The sequence below is a fragment of the Curtobacterium sp. NPDC092190 genome, assembly GCF_044755625.1.
GTDB lineage: Bacteria > Actinomycetota > Actinomycetes > Actinomycetales > Microbacteriaceae > Curtobacterium.
In genome coordinates this window covers 72,036-93,605 of the sequence record NZ_JBIVRJ010000002.1, presented here as the reverse complement: position 1 = coordinate 93,605, position 21,570 = coordinate 72,036, and the positions used below count along the sequence as shown (strand labels likewise).

Annotated in this window: 22 protein-coding genes; 14 read left to right on the top strand and 8 right to left on the bottom strand. The window is 72.0% G+C overall.

Annotated features, from left to right (window positions below; all coding sequences use genetic code 11):
• Positions 1–16: 16 nt before the first annotated feature.
• From ACIQFY_RS04625 to ACIQFY_RS04615, 3 genes are all read right to left on the bottom strand, one after another.
• Complete coding sequence (locus ACIQFY_RS04625) at positions 17–2,773, bottom strand: hypothetical protein (RefSeq protein ID WP_400338469.1); 2,757 nt, start codon at positions 2,771–2,773, stop codon at positions 17–19.
• Between the two features lie 210 nt (positions 2,774–2,983).
• Positions 2,984–4,585 carry an MFS transporter gene (locus tag ACIQFY_RS04620; RefSeq protein ID WP_400338467.1) on the bottom strand — a complete coding sequence of 534 codons (1,602 nt, stop codon included), beginning with the start codon at positions 4,583–4,585 and terminating at the stop codon, positions 2,984–2,986.
• A 152-nt stretch (positions 4,586–4,737) separates the two neighbouring features.
• Positions 4,738–4,962, bottom strand: a complete 225-nt coding sequence (locus ACIQFY_RS04615; protein ID WP_400338465.1) for a PLDc N-terminal domain-containing protein — start codon at positions 4,960–4,962, stop codon at positions 4,738–4,740.
• A gap of 112 nt (positions 4,963–5,074) precedes the next feature.
• Between ACIQFY_RS04615 and ACIQFY_RS04610 the strand changes: the two genes are divergently transcribed.
• The 3 genes from ACIQFY_RS04610 to ACIQFY_RS04600 all read left to right on the top strand — a co-directional run bounded on the left by ACIQFY_RS04610 (position 5,075) and on the right by ACIQFY_RS04600 (position 7,461).
• Positions 5,075–5,491, top strand: a complete 417-nt coding sequence (locus tag ACIQFY_RS04610) for an HIT family protein (protein WP_209685867.1) — start codon at positions 5,075–5,077, stop codon at positions 5,489–5,491.
• A gap of 106 nt (positions 5,492–5,597) precedes the next feature.
• On the top strand, positions 5,598–6,029 hold the full coding sequence (locus tag ACIQFY_RS04605) for a hypothetical protein (RefSeq protein ID WP_400338463.1): 432 nt from the start codon (positions 5,598–5,600) through the stop codon (positions 6,027–6,029).
• Position 6,030: 1 nt separating this feature from the next.
• Positions 6,031–7,461 carry an FtsX-like permease family protein gene (locus tag ACIQFY_RS04600; protein ID WP_400338461.1) on the top strand — a complete coding sequence of 477 codons (1,431 nt, stop codon included), beginning with the start codon at positions 6,031–6,033 and terminating at the stop codon, positions 7,459–7,461.
• 29 nt (positions 7,462–7,490) lie between these two features.
• Here the strand turns inward: ACIQFY_RS04600 and ACIQFY_RS04595 are convergent, their stop codons facing one another.
• Together ACIQFY_RS04595 and ACIQFY_RS04590 are read right to left on the bottom strand one after the other, a co-directional pair.
• Positions 7,491–7,919 carry a hypothetical protein gene (locus ACIQFY_RS04595; protein ID WP_326496823.1) on the bottom strand — a complete coding sequence of 143 codons (429 nt, stop codon included), beginning with the start codon at positions 7,917–7,919 and terminating at the stop codon, positions 7,491–7,493.
• Positions 7,920–8,130: 211 nt separating this feature from the next.
• Positions 8,131–8,580, bottom strand: coding sequence for a DUF4383 domain-containing protein (locus tag ACIQFY_RS04590; protein WP_066656188.1), 450 nt, complete (start codon positions 8,578–8,580; stop codon positions 8,131–8,133).
• A gap of 161 nt (positions 8,581–8,741) precedes the next feature.
• Between ACIQFY_RS04590 and ACIQFY_RS04585 the strand changes: the two genes are divergently transcribed.
• Positions 8,742–9,464, top strand: a complete 723-nt coding sequence (locus ACIQFY_RS04585; RefSeq protein ID WP_400338458.1) for a tyrosine-protein phosphatase — start codon at positions 8,742–8,744, stop codon at positions 9,462–9,464.
• A 101-nt stretch (positions 9,465–9,565) separates the two neighbouring features.
• On the opposite strand, the gene ACIQFY_RS04580 is transcribed toward ACIQFY_RS04585, so the two are convergent.
• A complete protein-coding gene (locus ACIQFY_RS04580; RefSeq protein ID WP_400338456.1) occupies positions 9,566–10,432 on the bottom strand; it encodes an SMP-30/gluconolactonase/LRE family protein in 867 nt (288 codons plus the stop codon).
• Between the two features lie 29 nt (positions 10,433–10,461).
• The gene (locus tag ACIQFY_RS04575; protein ID WP_400338455.1) at positions 10,462–11,490 is read right to left on the bottom strand and encodes an LLM class flavin-dependent oxidoreductase; all 1,029 of its coding nucleotides are present in this window, start codon (positions 11,488–11,490) and stop codon (positions 10,462–10,464) included.
• 59 nt (positions 11,491–11,549) lie between these two features.
• Here ACIQFY_RS04575 and ACIQFY_RS04570 point away from each other — a divergent pair, with 59 nt between their 5' ends.
• The gene (locus tag ACIQFY_RS04570) at positions 11,550–13,460 is read left to right on the top strand and encodes an ABC transporter ATP-binding protein (RefSeq protein ID WP_066656205.1); all 1,911 of its coding nucleotides are present in this window, start codon (positions 11,550–11,552) and stop codon (positions 13,458–13,460) included.
• Between the two features lie 367 nt (positions 13,461–13,827).
• Here ACIQFY_RS04570 and ACIQFY_RS04565 read toward each other — a convergent pair whose 3' ends face one another.
• Positions 13,828–14,775 (bottom strand): LysR family transcriptional regulator, encoded by a 948-nt coding sequence (locus ACIQFY_RS04565; RefSeq protein WP_066656220.1) that lies wholly within the window; start codon positions 14,773–14,775, stop codon positions 13,828–13,830.
• A 119-nt stretch (positions 14,776–14,894) separates the two neighbouring features.
• Between ACIQFY_RS04565 and ACIQFY_RS04560 the strand changes: the two genes are divergently transcribed.
• The 9 genes from ACIQFY_RS04560 (at position 14,895) to ACIQFY_RS04520 (ending at position 21,536) form a co-directional block, all read left to right on the top strand.
• Complete coding sequence (locus ACIQFY_RS04560; RefSeq protein WP_326496819.1) at positions 14,895–15,890, top strand: putative oxygenase MesX; 996 nt, start codon at positions 14,895–14,897, stop codon at positions 15,888–15,890.
• Between the two features lie 20 nt (positions 15,891–15,910).
• Positions 15,911–16,960, top strand: a complete 1,050-nt coding sequence (locus ACIQFY_RS04555; RefSeq protein ID WP_326496818.1) for a methionine synthase — start codon at positions 15,911–15,913, stop codon at positions 16,958–16,960.
• Between the two features lie 155 nt (positions 16,961–17,115).
• Positions 17,116–17,541 (top strand): PRC-barrel domain-containing protein, encoded by a 426-nt coding sequence (locus tag ACIQFY_RS04550; RefSeq protein ID WP_326496817.1) that lies wholly within the window; start codon positions 17,116–17,118, stop codon positions 17,539–17,541.
• Positions 17,538–18,071, top strand: a complete 534-nt coding sequence (locus ACIQFY_RS04545) for an RES family NAD+ phosphorylase (protein ID WP_400338452.1) — start codon at positions 17,538–17,540, stop codon at positions 18,069–18,071. Before ACIQFY_RS04550 ends, ACIQFY_RS04545 begins: the two co-directional genes overlap by 4 nt.
• Before the next feature lie 63 nt (positions 18,072–18,134).
• A complete protein-coding gene (locus ACIQFY_RS04540; RefSeq protein WP_326496815.1) occupies positions 18,135–18,662 on the top strand; it encodes a histidine phosphatase family protein in 528 nt (175 codons plus the stop codon).
• A 161-nt stretch (positions 18,663–18,823) separates the two neighbouring features.
• The gene (locus ACIQFY_RS04535) at positions 18,824–19,231 is read left to right on the top strand and encodes a hypothetical protein (protein ID WP_326496814.1); all 408 of its coding nucleotides are present in this window, start codon (positions 18,824–18,826) and stop codon (positions 19,229–19,231) included.
• Between the two features lie 468 nt (positions 19,232–19,699).
• Positions 19,700–20,131: a chemotaxis protein CheY gene (locus ACIQFY_RS04530; RefSeq protein ID WP_326496813.1), complete on the top strand. Its 432-nt coding sequence runs from the start codon at positions 19,700–19,702 to the stop codon at positions 20,129–20,131.
• Positions 20,128–20,445: a transcriptional regulator gene (locus tag ACIQFY_RS04525; protein ID WP_326496812.1), complete on the top strand. Its 318-nt coding sequence runs from the start codon at positions 20,128–20,130 to the stop codon at positions 20,443–20,445. The genes ACIQFY_RS04530 and ACIQFY_RS04525 overlap by 4 nt, the downstream gene beginning before the upstream one ends.
• 92 nt (positions 20,446–20,537) lie before the next feature.
• Complete coding sequence (locus ACIQFY_RS04520; RefSeq protein ID WP_400338449.1) at positions 20,538–21,536, top strand: HD domain-containing protein; 999 nt, start codon at positions 20,538–20,540, stop codon at positions 21,534–21,536.
• Positions 21,537–21,570: the final 34 nt, after the last annotated feature.

Here is a 21,570-nt window from a genome sequence, read left to right as displayed (position 1 = left end):
GTCGCGTCCGTGCTCGTCACTTCCGCACCGTGACGGTACCGGACCCGGTCCGGAGCGAGCCAGCCCCCGAGACGGTCACCGCGCGCGGACCGGTCGTCGACGACCGGGACACCGACCAGGCGAACGCGGCGCGTCCCTGCCCGTCCGCCGTCGCGCGGCCGACCTGACGACCGTCCACGCGGAAGGACACGGACTCGCCGACGCGGAACCCGCTCGACACGAGGGTGACGCGCTTCCCCCGCTGCACGGTCGCGCTGGTCGCCCGGACGGTGGTCGGGGCGGCGAGCGCCTCGGCGCACGCGTCACCGGCCTTGCCGACAGCAGGTGCCGACGCGAGGACACGACCACGCTCGTCCACCACACCGTCGTCCTCGCGCACGGTGAGCGTGCCGGTCACGTCGCCGAGCACCGCTCCGCCCCGGGTGTTGCTGACGGTCATCGGGTAGTCGGTCGTGCGGTCGCTGGACGCGCGCCGGTCGCCGAGGACCGGCACCGCGACGGTCCGGCACTGCTCCCCGGGGCGGAACGTCACGCGCCGCATCGTCGGGACGACGTGGTCGTCGTACGCCTCGGCGAGGTCGAAGTACGCCGTCGTCGACCGCTCGGCCGGGCGGGACAGCACGACGGCCGCGCGGACGGTACCGCGTCGGGACCCCTCGTCGACGACGCGGTCGGCGATCCGGACCGTCGGGCGGTCGACGACCCGCGGGGCGCCGAGCGAGGAGGCGGGCAGTGCGGACAGGTCGCTGAGGAGCACACCGCCGTTGCCGGACGGCACGTCGACGGTGACCTCGCGGACGGCGGTCAGGTCGACGCCGGCGAAGGCCGCGAGCGGCACCTGCGCCTGCTGGAGCAGGGTCTTGCGCGGTGCGTTCCGCGTCCCCGGCAGGCGCTGCCCGGCGCGGCTGACGTCCGCGAGCCGCTGCGTCGCGACGTGCCCGGCAGCGTCACGGACGCTGAGCGACACGTCCGCGTTCGTCCGCGAGGTGTCGTCGGGCGCGATCCGCACCGACAGGGCCGAGAGGCCGCTGAGGTCGCCCCGTGATGCCGGCACGGCGACGTGCACCTGACCGCCGGTGGGCGTCCGCGTCGGGGCCACGTGCAGCGACGGTGTCGCGGGGACCGCCGGAGCGAGCCACGCGGGCGTGAAGTCGGGGGCGTTCGACGACGAGGAGACGCACGCGGGCAGCGCCGGCCGGGACTCGACGTCGGTGACGCTCGCGCACGTGACGGCGGTGACCTGCCCGGTCGTCGTGACGCCCGCCGCCGCGGACTCGAACAGCGCGAGGTCACGGCGTCCGGCGCCGGGCAGCGACGCCGACACGCGGATGTCCGCCGTCCCCAGCGCGGCGGGCTTCCGTCCACTGCCGTCGAAGTACGGCAGGAACTGCTGCTCGTCACCCAGCGTGAGGCGGAAGAACCCGCTCACCAGGCTCGCGCCCACGGCGGACTGGGCGTCGGCCGACAACCGCGTCGTGTGCTCCGCCTCCGGCCCGCACACCGCGTCGGCGTCGTCCCACCAGTCGTCGGACGACGCGAGCGGGTACTTGCCGGGCGTCCACGTGGTGTTGAAGAAGTTGTGGTTCGCGCCCATGACGAGGATCGATGCGCGCAGGACGTCGTCGCCGTAGGACGTGCGGGAATCGTCGAAGAAGTGCTGGCCCTGCAGGTCGGAGACGTCGCCGTCACAGTACGGCAGCACGACGGCGGTGTCGGTGTCCGGCAGCGTCATGCGTCCGAAGTCGGTGGGCGCGAGGGGCATGACGGCCCTGATGCCGAACGGCGCCGGACGCTGCTGGTTCAGCAGGGCGGCCCGCACGACGCCGTCCCCGCCGCGGGAGTGCCCCATCAGCCCGACGTCGTCCAGGTCGAGCCGACCCACGAGCAGCGGCGACAGTCGGGGCTCCTGCCCGGCGTCCGCCCGTCGGAGCAGGTCCAGGTGGTCGAGCACGAGCTGCCCCCGGGCCAGTGCACCGCCGTCGTCGGCGTACGTGCCGTCGAGTGCGTTGACCGCGTTCGCCGAGATCGACACGACGACGTACCCGTTGCTCGCCAACGCGTTGCCGGCCGCGTCGTACCCGAGGTGGCTGGGGATGTCGGTCTGCCCGCGGCCGCACGGCCAGCCGGCGTCGGTCGGGGTTCCGCCCACGCATGCCTCGTGGCGTCCGTGCAGGAAGACCACGACCGGTCGCTTCCCCGTGGCGCCCTCCGGCACGTACACCGCGGCACGCATCTCGCCCTTGCGTCCGCCGAGTCCGCGCAGCCGGACCGCCTGGTCGCCGAGGTCGTAGTCCGCCCGGGCGACGGCGTACGGTCCGGCCGCGGCGGGATCGGCGTCGATCGGTGCCGGTGCATCGGTCGGGGCGGCCTGCGGCGCGACGGCCTGCTCGGTCGCGGCGGGGGCGGAGGCGTCGACGTCGCTCGTCCAGGCGAGTGCGACGTCCGACGCCCGCGCGACCGCCGGATCGGTCGTCGTGACGGAGACCTGCCGCTGGTCGAGGCTCGTGCGGGCGACGCCGATCTCCTGACCGTCGACCACCAGGACCGGTGCCGCTGCCCGGACCGGCAGGGGTGCGTCGAGGTCGAGCGTGACGTCGTACCCGCCGGCAGCGGGCGTGACCGCCCAGTCCTCGCCCTGCGCGACGGGGGCGGCAGCTGCGGGGCCAGCGGGGTCGGCGTGCGCGGGCGTCACGAACGCGCCGCCCAGGACGGTGGCGATCGCCAGCACGGCGGCGGCGCGGACCGCGGACGGTCGCTTCGGGTGTCGGGTCACGGATTCCCCCAGGTTCGGCTGCGGGGAGCGCCCCGCTGCTCGAAACCTAGGGCCGCGGGGCGTCCGGGCGGATCATCCTGCGGGATGACGCGCGGTCGTCGTCCGGCCACCGTCGGCGGGGCCGCACGGGATGACGGACGGGAGGCGCGGTGCTCGCTGGCACCGCGCCTCCCGTCCGTCGGTCAGGCACCACGTGGCGGTCGCGTCCGTTCAGACGGATGCCTCCGTCCCGCGCACCTTCCCCACCACGACGTCGACGATCCCCGCGACGAGCGCCGCCGCGACGAAGACCAGGGAGACCCCGAGGCCGAGCGGCAGGCCCTGCGAGTAGTCGCCCTTCGTGCTCGCGAGCGACGAGTAGAACACGCTGCCGACCGCGGCGATGCCGATCGCCGAGCCGACGCGGGCTCCGACCTGGATCAGGCCACCGGCGGACCCGCCCTGCTGGACCGGTACCTCGGAGAGCGTGAGCGTCTGGTTCGGCGAGATGGTCAGGCCCGACCCGATGCCGGCGACGAGCAGCGGCAGCACGAGCCACCAGCCGAGGTCCGGCCCGTAGTGGTCCGCGACGACCCAGATGACCGCGCCGAGGCCGATGAGCACCAGCACGGTGCCGACCACGATGAGCTGCCGACCGAAGCGGTGCACGATCCGGCCGCCGACGGTCGACGCGATGCCCGAGCCGATGGCGAACGGCACCGAGGCGACACCCGCGAGCAGCGCGGAGTACTGCAGGCCCGACTGCAGCGCCAGGGTCAGGACGAAGAACAGCGGGGTGAACCCGGCGAAGTAGACCGTGGCGAGACCGACCCCGAGCGAGAACGACCGACGGCGGAACAGCCGCAGGTCGACCACGGGCTCGTGGTCCCGGCCGTAGCGGCGCTCCCAGACCACGAACAACACCGCGAACACGACCGCGGCGACGATGAGCCACCACTTGGCGTTGCTCTTCCACTGCTCCGACTGCACGAAGGGCAGCAGCAGCGCGACGACCGCGGCGCCGAGCAGGACGATCCCGACCGGGTCGAAGTCGTGCTTCTGGCCGCGCTCCGCCTTCGGCGTGGTGGGCAGGTAGCGGAAGGCGAGCAGGATCGTGACGAGCCCGACGGGCAGGTTCACGAAGAAGACGAAGCGCCACCCGTTCTCGGTGCCGAACGCCGTGATGAGCAGGCCGCCCACGAGCGGACCGATCGCGGTGGCGATGCCGACGGTCGCGCCGAACAGGCCGAAGGCGGTGCCGCGCTCCTTGCCGCGGAACAGCTGCTGGATGAGCGCGGTGACCTGCGGGGTGAGCAGACCGCCGGCCAGGCCCTGCACCAGGCGGGCGACGACGAGCACGAACCCGTTCGGGGCGAAGCCGCAGAGCGCGCTCGCCACCGTGAAGAGTGCGACACCGACGACGAACATGCGGCGACGGCCGACGGCGTCACCGAGCCGGCCGCCGGGCACGAGCAGCAGTCCGAACGCCAGGGCGTACCCGGACAGGATCCACTGGACGGCCTCGGGGGTCGCGCCGCTCAGGCCGCTCGAGATGGACTGGAGTGCGACGTTGACGATCGACACGTCGAGCAGGACGATGCCGCCGCCGAGCAGGCAGATGACGAGTGCCTTCCACCGGTTCGGGTCCGGGGCGTCGTCCTGCTGCTGCGCCGGTCGTCCGCCGGTCGGCTGCTGCTGGTCGGGGTGCTGCTCGGGGTGTTGCTCGGCCTGCGGTCCCGAGGGCTGCTCGGCGCTCGCGGCGTGGTGCGCGGTGTGGTGCGCGACGGTGGGAGCCGCATCGGGCTCGACGGGTCTGCGGTGTTCGGCTGCCATGACGATGCCACGCTAGGCCGGGCCCTCGGGGCGATCCGCAGGCTGTGCGGTTCTTGTCCCCCGATCCGACCCGCGGACGCCGAGGACACCGCGAACACCTCGGACACCTCGGACACCTCGGACGCCCCGGACGGGCCGGAGGGGCCGGAAGGTCAGCGCCCCGTGCGCTGCAGGCCGTCCGCCGCCCTCCCCAGGAGCCAGTTGAGCGCCCAACCGAGCACACCGACGACCGGCACCAGGACGATGACGAGCGTCCAGACGATCTTCACCGCGTCGCTCCGGCGTCGGTCGCGCCAGACCTGCACCAGCGCCAGCACGTCCAGGGTCAGCAGCAGCACGAGCACCAGCACGTGGGCACCAGCGAGGTTCTCGAACACGTCGTCCTCCTTCGTCGTCGGAGGTCCCACGCTAGGACGCGCCCCGTGTCGGTCGCGTCCTCCGCGAGGACGACCTCACTCCACCCTGGTCGGCGTCGACCAGACTGGAGCGATGGAGTCGTGCACGTTCTGCAGCATCATCGCCGGCGGGGAACCGGTCACCTGGGTCGAACGCGAGGAGCACGCCGTCGCCTTCGCTCCGCTCCCGGCGTCGGCGCTGGCGCCCGGGCACACGCTGGTCGTCCCGGTCGCCCACACCGCGGACCTGCTCAGCGCCGACCCCACCTCGCTCGCAGCCTGCACGGCGCTGGCGCGACGGGTCGGCCTCGCCCTGCGGGGTGCCCTCGGCGCGACCGGGACCGTCCTCCTGCAGGCCTCCGGCACCGACGCCGGGCAGAGCGTGCCGCACCTGCACTTCCACGTGGTGCCCTGCTGGCCGGACGACGGCACGACGCACTGGCCGGAGCCGCCGTCGGCGCACGTGCACGACGGCGATCCGTACGCCGACCTGCGGGCGATGTTCGAGTAGGCGCGGCACCGGATGTCATCCCGGAGGAGCACGTCGGTCCTCCGCTGTGCCGATCCCGCCGTGGGCCGCGGTGCGCTGTGATCGTCCCAGACACGAAAGGCTCGACATGCCCCGCTCCACGATCACCGCTCCCCTCGCCGTCGGCGTGCTCGCCCTCGGCGCCCTGACGCTCACCGGCTGCTCGGCCCTCGGCGACCTCGCCCACGACCGGGTGACCTCCGAGGCCTCGACCCGCGCCGACCTCGACTCCGCACCCGACTGGCTGCCCTCGGACGCCAGCGACATCACCTCGGTCGCGGGCACCGGCGGGAAGGGCTCCGACGCGACCCCGACCACGCTGGTCTTCACGAGCACCGACGGTGTCACCGACGACGCCTGCCGCACGACGCCCCGGCAGTCCGCGCCGACGATGGACGTCGACGGTGCGCCGGACGTGTACGAGGCCACCTCGGTACTGCGGTGCGGCCCGTGGTCGATGACGTCGACGGGTGACCGCTGGGTCGCCTGGACGCCGAACCCGGGCGACGGCGGGTCCTGACGTGCCCCGTCGCCGCGGCCGCCACCGACGCACGAGGACGCGGCGCGCCCGTCCGTTCGGCGAGCACCGCGCCACGGTCGCCGTCGCGGCCCTCTCCGCCGGCCTCGGCGCCCTCGTCGTCACCGGCGCCGAGGCCGCGCACCGGATCGTCGAGCTCGGCGAACGCACCGGGTCGAGCGCCACGGTGGCCGCGATCCTGCCCGTCGTGGCGTGGGTCTTCATCGGGATCGCCCTGTACGTCAGCGCCGTGGTCGCGTCCAACACCTGCGCGACCGTCATCGCCGGCCGCACCCGCTCGCTCGGACTGCACCGTGTCCTCGGTGCCACCGGTCAGCAGCTCCGCTGGCAGGTCACCCGGACCGGGGCGACCTGCGGGATCGTCGGCGCCGCCGTCGGCACCGTCCTCGGCGCGGTCGTCGCGGACGCCGCGCTCGCCGTCGCCGCGGCCGCGGACGTGCTCCCGCCGCTCGGCGTCGTCGCCCCGCCGTCCCTGGTCCCGATCGGGCTCCTGGTCGCGGTCATCACGACGGTCGCGTTCCGCATCGGCTCCCGCGCCGTCCTCACCATCTCCCCGCTCCGCGCGCTCGAGGCCGGCGTCGAGGCCGCTCCCGGCACGACCCGTTCCGTCGGCCGCACGGTGACCGCGAGCACGCTCTCCCTGCTCGGCACGGCGGGGCTCGGCGTCGCCGTGGTGCTCGGCGCGACGAGCGTCGACTCCCTGCTGCTCGCGGTGGCCTGCGGTGCCCTGTCGTTCACGGGCGTCGTGGTCGCCGCCCCGGTGCTGCTCCCCGCCGTCCTGCGGATCGCGGCCGCCGCGTCCGCCCGGTCGGTCGTGCCGGCGATGGCCGCACGGAACTCGCTCCGGGCGCCGAAGCGCACCGCCCGCGCGACGGTGGGGCTGCTCATCGCGGTGACGCTCATGGCCACGTTCGCCGTCGGGTTCTCGACCTACGCCAGCATGCTCCAGGGCCAGGCCGCGGACGACCCCGAGTACTACCGCGGGATCCAGGAGCAGTTCGACCAGCTCGCGGTCATGTTCACCGGCCTCGTCGGCGCCGCCGGGGTCATCGCCGCCGCCGGGGTCGTCGCCGTCACGGCCCTGACGACCGCGCAGCGGGGACGTGAGCTCGGACTGCTCCGGGTGGTGGGCGCGACGCGGCAGCAGGTCCGCGCGCTCGTCCTCGCGGAGACGGCGATCACGGTCGCGGTCGCGGTCGTGCTCGGCGGGCTGCTCGGCACCGCGTACGGCTGGGCCGGGGCGTACACCCTGCTCGGCGCGACGAAGGGTGCGGAACTCATCGCGCCCGTCGTGCCGCTCTGGCTCGTGGTCGTCGTGGCGGTCGGCGCTGCGGGCACCGGGCTCGCCGCTGCGCTCGGCCCGGCGGCACGAGCCGTGCGGGCGGCCCCGGTGACCGCGCTCCGGTACGAGTAGCGCCCGACGGGGCCGGGGGGGTCGCGGGATCAGACGGCCGCCCGGCGCACGAGCTCCCGGAGCCGCTGCTCGACCTCGTCGGTCCACTCGACGACGGCGAACGAGGTCGCCCACATCGCGCCGTCGTCGAGCGTGGCGTCCTCCTGGAACCCGACGGTCGCGTAGCGCGCACCGAACTTCGAGGCCGGCTGCACGAAGGTGACGACCTTGCCGTCCCGCGCGTACGACGGGAACCCGTACCAGGTCTTCGGGTCGAGCTCCGGAGCGACCTCGGTCACGAGCACGTGGTAGCGCGCGGCCAGGACCTGGTCGAAGCCCTCGAGTGCCTCGATCGCGGCCGTGCACGCCTCGCGCTCGGCCTCGCGCTTCGCGGCGCCCTTCAGCCCGCGCGTCGCCTTCCGTTCCGCTGCTGCCTGCTGCATCGCGGCTCGCTCCGCGTCGCTGAACACCTCGGCCATGCCCGTCTCCCTCACCGATCCGCCCGGTCCGCGACCGGTGCTGACGGCATCCTGGCACCGCCGGTGCGGACCGCGCCACCCGGCGGACGGGAGGCACGGTGCGGGTCGACCACGAGCCTCCCGTCCGTCCCGGCGCACGCCCGTGGCCCACGGACGACAGGAGCGCGCCGGTCCGAGGACCGACGCGCTCCTGTCTGCGCTGGGCTGGGTGTCAGCGGGTGGTGCGTCCGGCGCGGGGCAGGAGCACGCCGAGGACGATCATCGCGACGGCGAGGAAGGCGTGCAGGACGTTGTCGGCGCTGTTCAGCGGGACGAAGTTCGCAGCCCCGGCCATGCCGGCGACGAAGAGGCCGAAGACGAACAGCACGGCGTAGACGATGCCGCCGATGAGCAGGTACGAGCGCGAGCCCGCGGCCGAACGGGCGGCGAGCAGGCCGACGATGCCGAACAGCAGGTGCACGATGTTGTGGAGCACCGACACCTGGAACAGGCCGAGGAGCATGGCCATCGAGCTGTTGCCGGCGAAGGACAGCGTGCCCATGTCCATCGTGAGTCCGGGGATGAAGCCGGCGATGCCGACGATGAGGAAGACGATCCCGAAGAGCAGTGCGCCCTTCTGGACGAGGGTCGAACCGGTACGGGGGGTTGCTGCGCTGGACATGTGGTCTCTCCTTGTGTGCGAGGACCGGGTCGTGGTTCCGGTCGGGGACGTGACGCGTGTCACGCTCGGTTGCCTTTCACGGTAGACATGCAGCCTGCTCTCGGTTTCCCCCCGTCCGGGGGCACGCGCCGAACGGACTGGACCCGTCGTACGGTGGGAGGGTGCGTGGACTCGACTGGGACGGCTACCGGAACGTGCGGGACCTCGGCGGGCTCCCCACCCCGTCGTCCCCGACCGGTGCGACGCAACTCGGCCGGATCGCACGCGGTCCGCGCCGCGAACTGCTCACGGACCGGGGCTGGCAGGACGCACGCGTGTGGGGGCTCCGGTCGGTGGTCGACCTGCGGTGCGCCGACGAGGTGGGGCGTCGCGACGGCGATCCCCTCGTCGCTCCGGACGCCCTCACCGGCATCACCGTCGTCGCGGCCCCGACCGAGGACCAGGACGACCCGGAGTTCCGCGAGGTGTGCTTCCCGATCCTCGATTCCCCGGAGTACTGGCGGCACAACTGGCGGATCCTGCCCGACCTGGTGCTCGGTGCGCTGCGGGCGATCGCGGACGCGCCGTCCGGGGTGCTCGTGCACTGCAGTGCCGGGCGCGACCGGACGGGCATGATCAGCACGCTGCTGCTCGCGAACGCCGGCGTCCCGCCGACGGTCGTCGCCGAGGACCACGCAGCCTCCGTCCGCGCGATGGCCGGCACCGGGACCCACGCTCCGGGTGACCGCCAGGCGACCTGGGATGCGGACCAGGTGACCGAGTGGCTCGCCACCGTCACACCGATCGTCGAGGACGTCGCCGCCGACGTCGACGCGGCGTTCGTCGCCGTCGGTGCCGACGACGACCTGCGCGCACGGTTGCGCGCCCGACTCACCACGCCCTGACCACGCGGGAGCCGTCGGACGGGAGGCACGGTGCCGGCCCGCACCGCGCCTCCCGTCCGTCAGCTGCGCCCCGCCGTCGACTGCTCAGGTCGGTCGTGCGGTCACGGTCCGGGGACGGTGACGCGGACGGCGCTGATCCGCCCGGCGCGCGTGCGCGCCGTGGTGTCCGGGTCGTAGCTGTCGGCGGTGGCGAGGTAGAGGGTGCGACCGTCCTCGCCACCGAGCGCGCAGTCGATCGCGCACAGGCCGGGGGCGTCGATGCGGTCGGTGACCTCGCCGCCCTCGACGACGCGGAGGAACTCCCCCGTGTCCACCGAGCAGACCCAGATCGCGCCCTCGGCATCGACCGTGCTGCCGTCCGGCGTGACGCCCTCGGGTAGTGCCGCCCACTCGCGGCGGCCGGTGAGCGACCCGTCCGGCTCGATGTCGAACGCGGTCAGTCGACCACCCCAGGTCTCGCTGACCACCAGGGTCCGCGTGCCGGGGAGCACGTTCGCGCTGTTCGGGAACACCAGGCCGTCGGCGGCGAGCCGAGCGGAGCCGTCCTGGTCGACGACGTAGAGCGGTCCCGGACGGAGCTCCTCGCCGCCGTACAGGTCGTAGCCGAACGCGCCGACGTACGTCCGGCCGGTCGCCTCGTCGACGACCAGGTCGTTGAGGAGCGAGGGTTCGGTCGACGACAGGTCGGCGAACGGCTCGTTCGAGCCGTCGGGACGCACGACCTGGATCGTCCGGGCGTTCATGGCACTGACGATCAGCCGGCCGTCGGCGAGCCACCCGAGGCCGGACGACTGGCCGGCGATGGTCGTCTCGAGGCGCGGTCGCGCGTCCGCCGCACCGGGGTCGACCGAGAAGACCTCGCCCGTGTGCATGTCGGAGTACCAGAGCCGGCCGTCGTGCCAGCGGTTGCCCTCGGGGAAGCGGATGCCGGAGACGACCTCGGTCGCGGAGTCGATGGTGGTGTGCACCCGTCCAACCTGCCACTCGGGACTGGCGGTCACCTGGCGCTCGTGGCCGGGGTCCAGCCGAGCTCGGGGCCGAGCCGACCGGCCATGTCCTCGATGATCTGCGCGTAGTCGTCGGGTGCGAACGAGAACGGCAGCGCGAAGGCCACCTCCGTCGCCACCTGGTACCCGGCGTCGGCGCGGAGTCGATCGGCGATCTCGGCCGAGCTCCCGACGAGGTCGGCGGCGAACAGCAGCTTCCCCGGCCCCTGCGGGACCCCGACCCGACCGGCTCGCGCCGCGGCGTAGGCCCGGTACCGCTCGACCTGCTCCGGCGTCGCCGAGTCGGTCGGGATGACCACGAGGCCCTGCGAGACCCGTGCCGCAGCAGGGTCCGGGTGCGCGTCGAGGTAGGCGTCGACCTGCGCGCGCTGGTTCGCGGCGAAGTCGGTGCCGACCTCGCTCCGGGTCACGCTCGAGGTGAGCAGGTGGAAGCCGTGCTCGGCCGCCCACACCGCGGACCGCGTGCTGCCGGTGCCGTACCAGATCCGGTCGGCGAGCCCCGGGCTCTGCGGTTGGACGGTCGTGGCGAACTCCTCGATCCCCCGGCGCTCCACGGTCGCCGTGACGTGGTCGCCGCGCACGAGGTCCCGGAATCGCAGGAGTCGGTCGTTGCCGAGGTCCTCGTGCTCGGCGGTGTCCGGGTGGATCGCGTCACGGTAGAGGTCGTAGTGCATGGGCGTCCCCACGGAGAAGCCGGGCTGCAGCCGACCGCCGAGCAGCACGTCCACGGTGCCGAGGTCCTCGGCGAGGCGGAACGGGTTCTCGGCGCCGATCGGGGTGACCGCGGTGCCCAGGGCGATCCGCGAGGTGCGCTGCGAGGCGGCGGCCGTGATCGCCACGGGCGACGAGATGCCGTGCTGCAGGTGGCGGTGCCGGAGCCAGGCACTGTCGAAGCCGAGGGCCTCGGCTCGCTCGATCACGCGGAGCGTCTCCTCGTGGCCGTCGGCCGGGCGCACGGGGTCGAACGAGCCGATGGTCAGGAAGCCGAGGCGCTCGAGGGGCCGGTCGTCGGAGGGCATGCTCCGATCGTCGCAGACCGGGGCGCGGGGCGTCGGTGGTCCCGACGTATCCTGGCTGCATGAGCATGGAAGGCGCTGCCTGGAGCTCGCTGTACAAGATCTCGTCCGCGAAGGACGCCGGGCGGGGCTTCTCCCGCGAGTCGCTCCGACGGATCATGACGTTCGCCGTGCCCTACAAGGTGCAGCTCGTGGTGTTCATCGCACTGTCCGTCGTGGGGGCGTTCCTCGCGGTCGCGACGCCGGTGCTCGCCGGTCAGGTCGTCGACGTCATCGCGGCCCGCGGCGCCGTGTCGACGATCGTCTGGTTGGCCCTGGTCATCGCGCTCGTGGCCGTCGCCGACGCCGCGTCGTCGCTGCTCACCCGCTGGTACTCGGCGCGGATCGGCGAGGGCGTCATCCTCGACCTCCGCACCGCGGTGTTCAACCACGTGCAGAAGATGCCGATCGCGTTCTTCACCCGCACCCGCACCGGCGCCCTGGTCAGCCGGCTCAACAACGACGTCATCGGCGCGCAGCAGGCCTTCAGCGGGACGCTCTCCGGCGTCGTCACGAACTCCGTGGCACTCGTGCTGACCCTCGTCGTCATGCTCAGCACCTCGTGGCTGGTGACGGTCATCGCCGTCGTCATGCTCCCGGTGTTCCTCGTCCCCGCACGCCGGATGGGCAGCCGCCTCGCCGCACTCCGCCGCGAGGCCGCCGACCACAACTCCGCCATGAGCACGCAGATGACCGAGCGGTTCTCCGCACCCGGCGCGACGCTCGTCAAGCTGTTCGGGCGCCCCGACGAAGAGGCCGAGGAGTTCCGCGTCCGCGCCGCCCGCGTGCGGGACATCGGCGTCCGCACCGCGATGCTGCAGTTCGTCTTCGTCACCGCGCTCATGCTCGTCTCGGCGCTCGCGCTCGCACTCGTGTACGGGCTCGGCGGCACGCTCGCCCTCGGTGGCCAGCTGAACACCGGCGACGTCGTCACCCTCGCACTCCTGCTCACCCGCCTCTACGCACCGCTCACCAGCCTGGCGAACGCGCGCGTCGAGATCATGAGCGCCGTCGTGAGCTTCGAGCGCGTCTTCGAGGTGCTCGACCTCCGGCCGCTCATCCAGGAGAAGCCCGACGCCGTCACCCTGCCCGACGGTCCCGTCGCGGTCGAGTTCGACGACGTCCGCTTCGCCTACCCGTCCGCCGACAAGGTCTCCCTCGCCTCGCTGGAGGAGGTCTCCACGCTCGACACCCGCGGCGGTGACGAGGTCCTGCACGGTGTCTCGTTCCGGATCGAGCCCGGGCAGACCGTCGCCCTGGTCGGGTCCTCCGGCGCGGGCAAGTCCACGATCGCGCAGCTGCTCTCCCGCCTGTACGACGTCGACAGCGGTGCCGTCCGACTCGCCGGTACGGACGTGCGCGACGTCACCTTCGCGTCACTGCGGCACACGATGGGCATGGTCACGCAGGACGGGCACCTGTTCCACGAGACGATCGGCGCCAACCTGCGCCTGGCCCGACCCGAGGCCACCGACGACGAGGTGTGGGACGCCGTCCGACGTGCGCGCCTCGAACCGCTCATCCGGTCGCTGCCCGACCAGCTCGACACCATGGTCGGCGAGCGGGGCTACCGACTGTCCGGCGGCGAGCGCCAGCGCATGACGATCGCCCGGCTCCTGCTCGCGCAGCCCCGCGTCGTGATCCTCGACGAGGCGACCGCCGCGCTCGACTCCACGTCCGAGGCCGCCGTGCAGGCCGCCCTGAGCGAGGCACTCGACGGTCGCACGGCGATGGTCATCGCGCACCGGCTGTCGACCATCCGGAGCGCGGACCTCATCCTGGTCATCGAGGACGGCTCCGTCGTCGAGCGCGGCACGCACGAGGAACTCCTCGCTGCCGGCGGGCGGTACGAGGAACTGCACCGGACCCAGTTCGCGGTCCAGGCGGACCAGGCGCCGGACCCCGCTCCGCTGCGCGGGAGCGGCATCCGCTGACGGCGCGACCGCAGCGTCCTGTGACGGGCTGCGGGCGGACGAGCGGTCGCGCCCAGCGCCGGTCCGGAGGCGCGTGGTGCGCGCGCCCCGCGCCTCCCGTCCAGCGGCGCCGCGGTCCGCGGCCGTCAGCCGCTCCGTGCCCGGGACCGTGTTCGGGGCACGTCGGTGACGATCGCGGTGAACGAACCGCGGCATCCGTGCACCGGGATCGTCACGCGGCCGACGGAACGTGGCCGCCCCGTACTCGGCTCCCGGCTCGCTCGGTGCGACGAGGCGCAGGATGGCGCCGTGTCGTCGCTCACACCACGGGGACGCCGTCGAGATGCAGGGCAACGGGGAGTGACGAGCGGCGGAGATCCTCGACGGATCAGTGCGGCCCGAGCAGCTCGACCCCGTAGCTGACGACGACCGCCCGCAACTCCTCCAGGTACGTCTGCGCCTGTTCCGTCAGGGGCACCGAGGAGTGCGCGATCCACCCGATCTCGATGCGCTCGTCGACGTCGAGCGGGATGGCGACGATCTCCGGGTCGAGGTCGTCGCTGATGAGCCCGGTCGAGATCGTGTACCCGCCGAGACCGATCATGAGGTTGAAGATCGTCGCCCGGTCCGACACCCGGATCTCCCGCTTGCTCGACATCGTCGACAGGATCTCCTCGGCCAGGTAGAAGGAGTTGTTCGCACCCTGGTCGAACGTCAACCGCGGCAGTTCGGCCAGGTCGTCGAGCGTCGCCCGCTCCTGCGACGCCAGCGGGTTCCGTCGGGCGACGAAGACGTGCGGCTGCGCGACGAAGAGCGGCGTGAACACGACCCCGGCGTCCCGCATGAGCTTGCCGAGGACCTGCCGGTTGAAGTCGTTGCGGTAGAGGATGCCGAGCTCGCTCCGCAGCGTCCGGACGTCCTCGATGATGTCCCACGTGCGGGTCTCGCGCAGCGAGAACTCGTACTGGTCGGCGTCGGCGCCCTCGACCATCCGCACGAAGGCCTCGACCGCGAACGAGTAGTGCTGGGCCGACACCCCGAGCAGCCGGCGCGACGCCTGGCGCCCGACGTACCGCTGCTCGAGCAACGACACCTGCTCGACGACCTGGCGGGCGTACCCGAGGAACTCGACGCCGTCGACGGTGAGCACGACCCCACGGGCGGACCGAGTGAAGAGCGGCCGGCCGATGCGCGCCTCCAGGTCCTTCATCGCAGCCGACATGGTCGGCTGCGAGACGTAGAGCAGGTCTGCGGCCGCGCTGATCGATCCTTCGGAGGCGACCTCGATGAAGTACCGCAGCTGCTGCAGGGTGATGTCGTTCGCAACGCGAGCCATAGGAACAGACTATGCGACCGCATAGCGTCTCGGTATTACCTGATGACCCGCGCCTCCCGTCATGATCGGAGGACCCTTCCCACAGTGCCCGCGGGCGCTCGACGACCGGACTGCGGACCATGGCGAACGACATCACCTTCAGCATCAGCAGGACACGCTTCGACGAGGACTACTCCCCCGCCGAGAGCTCGCGTCTGACGACGAACTTCGCGAACCTGGCTCGCGGTGCGCACCGGCAGCAGAACCTCCGCAACGCGCTCGCGCTCATCGACGGGCGCTGCAACGACCTCGCCGGCGACGCGGACGGCGACCGCTACCGGGTCGAGCTCGACATCGTGTCGGTCACGATGCAGTTCGAGGACCGCGGACAGGTCGAGCACTTCCCGCTGATCGAGGTGCTCGATGTCACGATCGTCGACCAGCACTCCGGCGAGCGCCACCAGGGCATCGTCGGCAACAACCTCTCATCGTACCTGCGGGACCACGACTTCGCCGTCCGCCTGCCGTCGGCGCCCTCGCTCCCCGCCGACTTCGGCCAGCTGCACGGGCAGCTCTTCCAGCACTTCCTGCGGTCGGACGCGTTCCGGTCGGAGTTCGACGCGGAGCCCGTCGTCTGCATCAGCGTCTCGACGAGCCAGACCTACCGGCAGACCGGGTTCGTCCACCCGGTCCTCGGCGCGGAGTACGAGCACGAGCACTCGTCGCTCACCGACGACTACTTCGGCCGCATGGGCATGCAGGTCCGGTACTGCATGCCGCCGGGGTCCACGGCACCGCTCGCCTTCTACTCGCGCGGCGACGTCCTCACCGACTACTCGGACCTGCAGCTCATCGGCACGATCGCCACCATGGAGACGTTCCAGAAGATCTACCGGCCGGAGATCTACAACGCGAACGAGGTCGCGCCGAGCACGTTCCGCCCGACACTCGAGCACCACGACTGGACGTCGACCGGCATCGCCTACGACCGCGAGGAACGCAGCCGCCTCGGTGTCACGCAGGGCCGGTGGAGCGAGGAGCACCTCGTCACACCGCACCGCGACTTCCTCGATCGATGGCTCGCCGAGCAGACCACCCTCACCGGCGGGACCGCACCCGCCGCCCTCGCCCACTGACCGACTGGACCCCCACGCGCATGAGCACGCTCCTCCCCACCTCGATCGTCGGCAGCCTGCCGAAGCCCTCCTGGCTCGCCGAGCCCGAGCGACTCTGGTCCCCCTGGCTGCTCGAGGGTGACGCCCTCGTCGAGGGCAAGCAGGACGCGCTCCGCTCCGCTGTCCACGAGCAGGAGCGCAACGGCATCGACATCGTCAGCGACGGCGAGCAGACCCGGCAGCACTTCGTCACCACCTTCATCGAGCACCTCGACGGCATCGACCAGGAGCGCAAGGAGACCGTGCGCATCCGCGACCGCTACGACGCCGCCGTGCCCACGGTCGTCGGCGCGGTGAGCCGCCCGGAGCCGGTGTTCGTCGAGGACGCGAAGTTCCTCCGCGCGCAGACCGACCGCCCGATCAAGTGGGCGCTCCCCGGCCCGATGACCATGATCGACACCCTCTCCGACCAGCACTACAAGAGCCGCGAGAAGTTGGCGTGGGAGTTCGCGACGATCCTCAACCAAGAGGCACTCGAGCTCCAGGAGGCCGGCGTCGACGTCATCCAGTTCGACGAGCCCGCGTTCACCGTGTTCCACGACGAGGTGCAGGACTGGGGCGTCGCCGCACTCGAACGCGCCGCTGAGGGCCTCAGCGCCGAGACCGCCGTGCACATCTGCTACGGCTACGGCATCGAGGCGAACAACCGGTGGAAGGAGACCCTCGGCGCCGAGTGGCGGCAGTACGAGCGGTCCTTCCCGCTCCTGCAGCAGTCCTCGATCGACATCGTCTCCCTCGAGTGCATCCACTCCCACGTCCCGCTCGAACTCGTCGAACTCATCCGCGGCAAGAAGGTCATGCTCGGCGCGATCGACGTCGCCACCGAGCAGGTCGAGACGCCGGAAGAGGTCGCCGCAGTCCTCCGCCGCGCCCTTGACCACGTCGACGCCGACAAGCTCATCCCGAGCACGAACTGTGGCATGGCGCCGCTGGCGCGCGGAGCGGCCCTGCAGAAGCTCGGTGCGCTCTCGGCCGGCGCGGACATCGTGCGAGCCGAGCTCGCGAGCGTCGCGGTGCCGGCAGTGCGGTAGCGGCGCGGCTCCAGACCGGTCTGGAGGCACGGCTCGGTCCCTCGACGAACGTGACGATCGACTGCTTCGCCTGCTCAGGGCTCTTCCCGCAGCGCTCGGGCCCGCCGCGCGACCACTGACACAAGCAGGTCAGGCTGGGAGCGTTGACTACGCCCATGATCACCAAGAGCACGATCCACGAGGTCGAGAACGCGCCCGTCAAGGACCGCGACGGCGCATCCGTCGGCAAGGTCGCGCAGGTGTTCCCCTCCGCCGAGGACGGCAGCGCCGCGTTCGTCAGCGTCGCGACCGGACTCCTCGGGGGTCACACCGTGCTCGTCCCGGTCGAGGACGCCACGTTCGACGGCACCGACCTGCACGTCGGCTACTCGAAGAGCGCGATCAAGGATGCCCCCTCCCCGGGAGCAGGGAACAGCGTGACCGACACCCAGGCGAATGCCGTCCGCAAGCACTTCGGGCTGTCCCCGGCGGGCAAGGCGACCGGCGACATGGGCGACCCGCACGAGAACCTCGACCAGGCCGGTACCGGTCCGGCGGGCGCTGACGACACCGAGGGCGCGGGAGCGACGCCGCCGGCATGAGCCGCACCAGGACGAGCGACGACCGCGACGCCTTCGCATCGGAGGTGCGTGGCACCTTCTTCCGCGCGGTGGATCCACGCTTCCGCGCATCCGTCATCGCAGGGTCACGGTCCGCAGGTCGGTACTCACGACCTGACGAGCCCACGCTGTACCTCAGCTCGTCCGTCGCGGGCGTGGAGGCAGCGCTCGTGGCGCATCCGGACACGCGCGCCACGGAGCCGGTGATCGTCGAGGTGGACGTGGTGGCGCCCCGGATCGTCGACCTTCGCGACGCGACCGCTCGTGCTGCGGCCGGGGTCGACCTCGAGGACGCGACCGCGCCGTGGCAGCAGGTCGTGGCCGACGGAGGCGTCCCGGCCTCGTGGAGCGTCCGAGACCGCATCGTGGCGCTCGGCGCTGACGGCCTCATCGATCCGTCGCGGAAGCGCCCGGGTCTCTGGCACCTCGTGTTGTTCCGCTGGAACACCGACGACGCACCCCAGGTCCAGGTCAGCGGTGCCACCGGTGCGGCCGACGCTGCAGCGCTCTGACACCCGCTCACCCCGGCTGGGTACGGTCGAACGATGCTGTGCACGTGGGTGTCCCATCCCGAGGTGACCGTCGACGCAACCGTCCGGATCCAGGACTGGGGCCTGTCGCAGGTCGGACGCGCCCGCGCCGCACGCATCGCGACGCTGTTCCCCCAGCCCCTCCGCATCGTCAGCAGCAGCGAGCGGAAGGCCCTGGACACCGCGGAGATCATCGCCGGACAGTCGGACTCGGAGTTCGAGATCGACGAGGACCTCGGCGAGATGGACCGCAGCGCGACCGGCTACCTCGACCCGAGCGAGTTCGAACCGACCGTCGACGCGTTCTTCGCCGAACCGCAGCGGTCCGTCCGTGGTTGGGAACGCGCGATCGACGCCCAGAGCCGTGTCGAGCGCGCGGTCCGACGCATCGCGGCACAGACACCCGAGCGGAGCATCGCGTTCATCGCTCACGGCGGGGTCGGCGCACTCCTGCTGGCGAGCCTCCGACGCGAGCCCATCAGCCGCGCACTCGACCAGACCGCGATGGGCAGCTCCTTCGCCTTCGACCCGCAGGACTGGACGGCGCTGTCGTCGTGGGAGCACATCCGCTGAAGCAGGCCGACGGGGCAGGTCCGGCGGCGGCAGATCAGGTCGAGAGCAGTACGCTGCCGTCAGGGGAACGCGAGGGGGGAACCGTGACCACAGATCATCGGGAACGAGCGACGGCCGGGCAGCTCGAGTGGCCCGCGGTGTCCTGGCCGGGGCTGCCGTAGATGGACCACAAGGACACGCGCTCAGGCCTCCCGTACGACTCATGGCCGGAGTCGGAGGTCGACGACCAGCGCACCATCGCCCAGGTCAACAGCAGCCGGAAGGCCTTCCGCACCACGGCCAGGGCCGGCTTCATCATCGCGCCGGCGATGTTCCTCCTCCCGCTCGTCTACCCGCTGCTCGGCCTCGGGTGGCACTTCCTGCCGATCATCTGCATGACGGCGGCGTGGGCGGTGCTCGTCTCCGCGTGCTCGTTCGCCGCGATGACCACCACGGAGCCAGCAGGTCACCCCTGGGTGCACCAGGTGTGGGCGGTACCCGCGGCCGTCCTCGCGATGTTCCCCGGCGGCATCGCCGCCTTCGCGCTGTACGGGTCGGTCGTCGCAACGGTCCACCAGGCAACGAAGTGACGGGCGGGCGCCGCTGCACCCGCAGGACCCGCGCCTCCCGGCCTGGACCGGAGGCGCGCGAGCGCCGCTGACCCGAACGGTGTGCTGCACCAACCGTTGCTCGGTCGACGTGGACGCTGCTGGCGTTCGTCGGTCTGGTCCGACGACGGGGAAGGTGGCGACGATGCCGCTCAGTGCCCCTCGTGGACTGTTCCCCACGAAAGCCGCCCCCGAGCTCGTCGGACCGCGGCCCGTCCTTCCCGGAGTCATGGCAACGCAGCACTGAGCTGACCGACACGGCCGAGCGATCGGGGTGTTCCTGACCGCGAGCTCGATCGGGACAGCACTCTTCCCGCTCACCCTCGGACTGCCGCGACCATGAGGACATGGAACCGTCCGGCGCCCGTGGCTCGGGAGGGTTCTGTCCGATCAGCAAGTGCTTGCCAAAGTGGCAAGCGTGTGCCAGGTTGGAACCGAGAGGGGAACACCATGGACAACCAGCACAGCATCAGCCCGGCAGAGGCGCGGACGCTCCTCGACACCGCCGATCGCCTCAGTCGACGAGCGCACGAGTCCACCCGGTGGCCGTACGTGACGTTCATCCTCGCGCTCGGCTTGGTGACCTCGTTCGGGACCCTCGGGATGGGCCTGACGACCGGCTCGGCCTTCGGCCTCACCTACGTCGGCACACTCGCCGCCTTCTTCGCGTTGATCGTGTTCTTCGCGGTGTCCATCCGCGGGCGAGCGGCCTTCGCGCGGAGCCGTCGATGGACGATCTACATCGCGAGCTGGTTCGTCACCTACGGGGCTGCGATCGCCGTCGTCGCCTGGGCGCACGGATCCGTCCTGTGGTCCGGGATCACGTCCGGAGCGATCCTGGCGGTCACGATGGCCTGCGCGTCGTACGAGGCACGACGATGACGACGACGAACCAGGCACCGGTCCATCCCCGTCACCGGCTCGACGGGCACTTGCTGAACCCGGTCCGCTTCTCGATCATGGCCGCACTCGACCGTGCCACCACGCTGGGGTTCCGCGAGGTCCGCGACGCCGTCGAGGTCACCGACTCGGCGCTGAGCAAGCAGGTCGCGCTCCTCGAGACGGCGGGGTACGTCGCCGTCGGGAAGGCCTTCACGGGGAAGACCCCCCGGACGTCGCTCACCGTCACACGCGAGGGCCGGACGGCGTGGCGTACGCACCTCGCAGCGCTCCAGGAGATCGCCGACCCGTCCTGATCCCTGCGGTCGTCGCTCACGCGGCACGGGACGAACCTCCTGGAGCGGCCGTCCGCTCCGCTACTGTCGGTGCGGACGGCGGGGAGGCCAGAGTGCACCGAGAAGCGGTCGACACGTTGCGGAACGACGGGGTGTACTTCGACCCACTGTGGCGGATCGAGGTGCGCCTCACGACGACCGAACAGCGTCTCCTCCACACCTGGCCGGTGCGGCGTCTCGCCTTCATCGCCCACGCAGGAGCCGCGTCGATCACGACGGTACAGACGTACTCCCGCCTCGAGCACTCGCTCGGCGTACTCGCACTCGTGGCCCACTTCGCGCCCGAGCACCAGCCCGCACGCACCGCTGCGTTGCTGCACGACGTCGGCCACCTCCCGTTCAGCCACACGCTCGAGGGCCTCGCAGGTCTCGACCACCACGACCTCACCCGACAGCGGATCACCGCGTTGTTCGCCACCGATGCAGCACTCGGCGGCGATGCCGGGACGATCATCGCACTCGACGACGGCAGCATCCCCTCGCCGCTCACGGCGTCGCACGGCGGCCTGAAGCTGGACCACCTCGACTCGTTCCTCCGCAGCGGACAGGCCCACGGGCGCACACGATCAGCACCGCACGAACTCCTGCGACGGCTACATCTGCGCGACGGTGCCGTCGATGCCGATCCGGTCGATGCGGTCGAACTGGCGGACCTCGCGATCAGCGAAGCACTCGCCCGGAGGAGCGCGGCGAACCTCGTGCCCGTCGCCGTCATGCGGGGCCTGGTGAGCCGCCTCTTCGACACGGGAGCCCTCGAACCGACCGAGTTGGCCAGCATGACCGACGACGAACTGTGGTCAGTGCTCCTCTCCACCGCTGTGACCCGTGCCGACGCAGCGTCGTTGCGACGGCATCCTCAGCGGTGGCAGCTTCGCCATCACAGCGACGACAGTTGCGGCGAACCCTTCTCGCACGTGGTCCGACGCAGCTACCTCGACCTCCCCAGGAGTGGCGGTCGCATCACCTCCGACCCGCGCGTCGCCGCCTTGCAGGAGGACCTCCCGATGTGGGTGAGCGCGAAGCGGAGCGACGATCGGACCCACGTCGCCTGAGCCGAACCGCGCCCGGTGGTGGATCGGCCGCGGA

Coding starts and splice junctions, on each gene's coding strand:
- ACIQFY_RS04620 (WP_400338467.1), bottom strand. CDS start 4,585: ATGGCAGCCGAACACCGCAGACCCGTCGAGCCCGATGCGGCTCCCACC.
- ACIQFY_RS04610 (WP_209685867.1), top strand. CDS start 5,075: ATGGAGTCGTGCACGTTCTGCAGCATCATCGCCGGCGGGGAACCGGTC.
- ACIQFY_RS04605 (WP_400338463.1), top strand. CDS start 5,598: ATGCCCCGCTCCACGATCACCGCTCCCCTCGCCGTCGGCGTGCTCGCC.
- ACIQFY_RS04595 (WP_326496823.1), bottom strand. CDS start 7,919: ATGGCCGAGGTGTTCAGCGACGCGGAGCGAGCCGCGATGCAGCAGGCA.
- ACIQFY_RS04590 (WP_066656188.1), bottom strand. CDS start 8,580: ATGTCCAGCGCAGCAACCCCCCGTACCGGTTCGACCCTCGTCCAGAAG.
- ACIQFY_RS04575 (WP_400338455.1), bottom strand. CDS start 11,490: ATGCCCTCCGACGACCGGCCCCTCGAGCGCCTCGGCTTCCTGACCATC.
- ACIQFY_RS04570 (WP_066656205.1), top strand. CDS start 11,550: ATGAGCATGGAAGGCGCTGCCTGGAGCTCGCTGTACAAGATCTCGTCC.
- ACIQFY_RS04565 (WP_066656220.1), bottom strand. CDS start 14,775: ATGGCTCGCGTTGCGAACGACATCACCCTGCAGCAGCTGCGGTACTTC.
- ACIQFY_RS04560 (WP_326496819.1), top strand. CDS start 14,895: ATGGCGAACGACATCACCTTCAGCATCAGCAGGACACGCTTCGACGAG.
- ACIQFY_RS04555 (WP_326496818.1), top strand. CDS start 15,911: ATGAGCACGCTCCTCCCCACCTCGATCGTCGGCAGCCTGCCGAAGCCC.
- ACIQFY_RS04550 (WP_326496817.1), top strand. CDS start 17,116: ATGATCACCAAGAGCACGATCCACGAGGTCGAGAACGCGCCCGTCAAG.
- ACIQFY_RS04545 (WP_400338452.1), top strand. CDS start 17,538: ATGAGCCGCACCAGGACGAGCGACGACCGCGACGCCTTCGCATCGGAG.
- ACIQFY_RS04535 (WP_326496814.1), top strand. CDS start 18,824: ATGGACCACAAGGACACGCGCTCAGGCCTCCCGTACGACTCATGGCCG.
- ACIQFY_RS04530 (WP_326496813.1), top strand. CDS start 19,700: ATGGACAACCAGCACAGCATCAGCCCGGCAGAGGCGCGGACGCTCCTC.
- ACIQFY_RS04525 (WP_326496812.1), top strand. CDS start 20,128: ATGACGACGACGAACCAGGCACCGGTCCATCCCCGTCACCGGCTCGAC.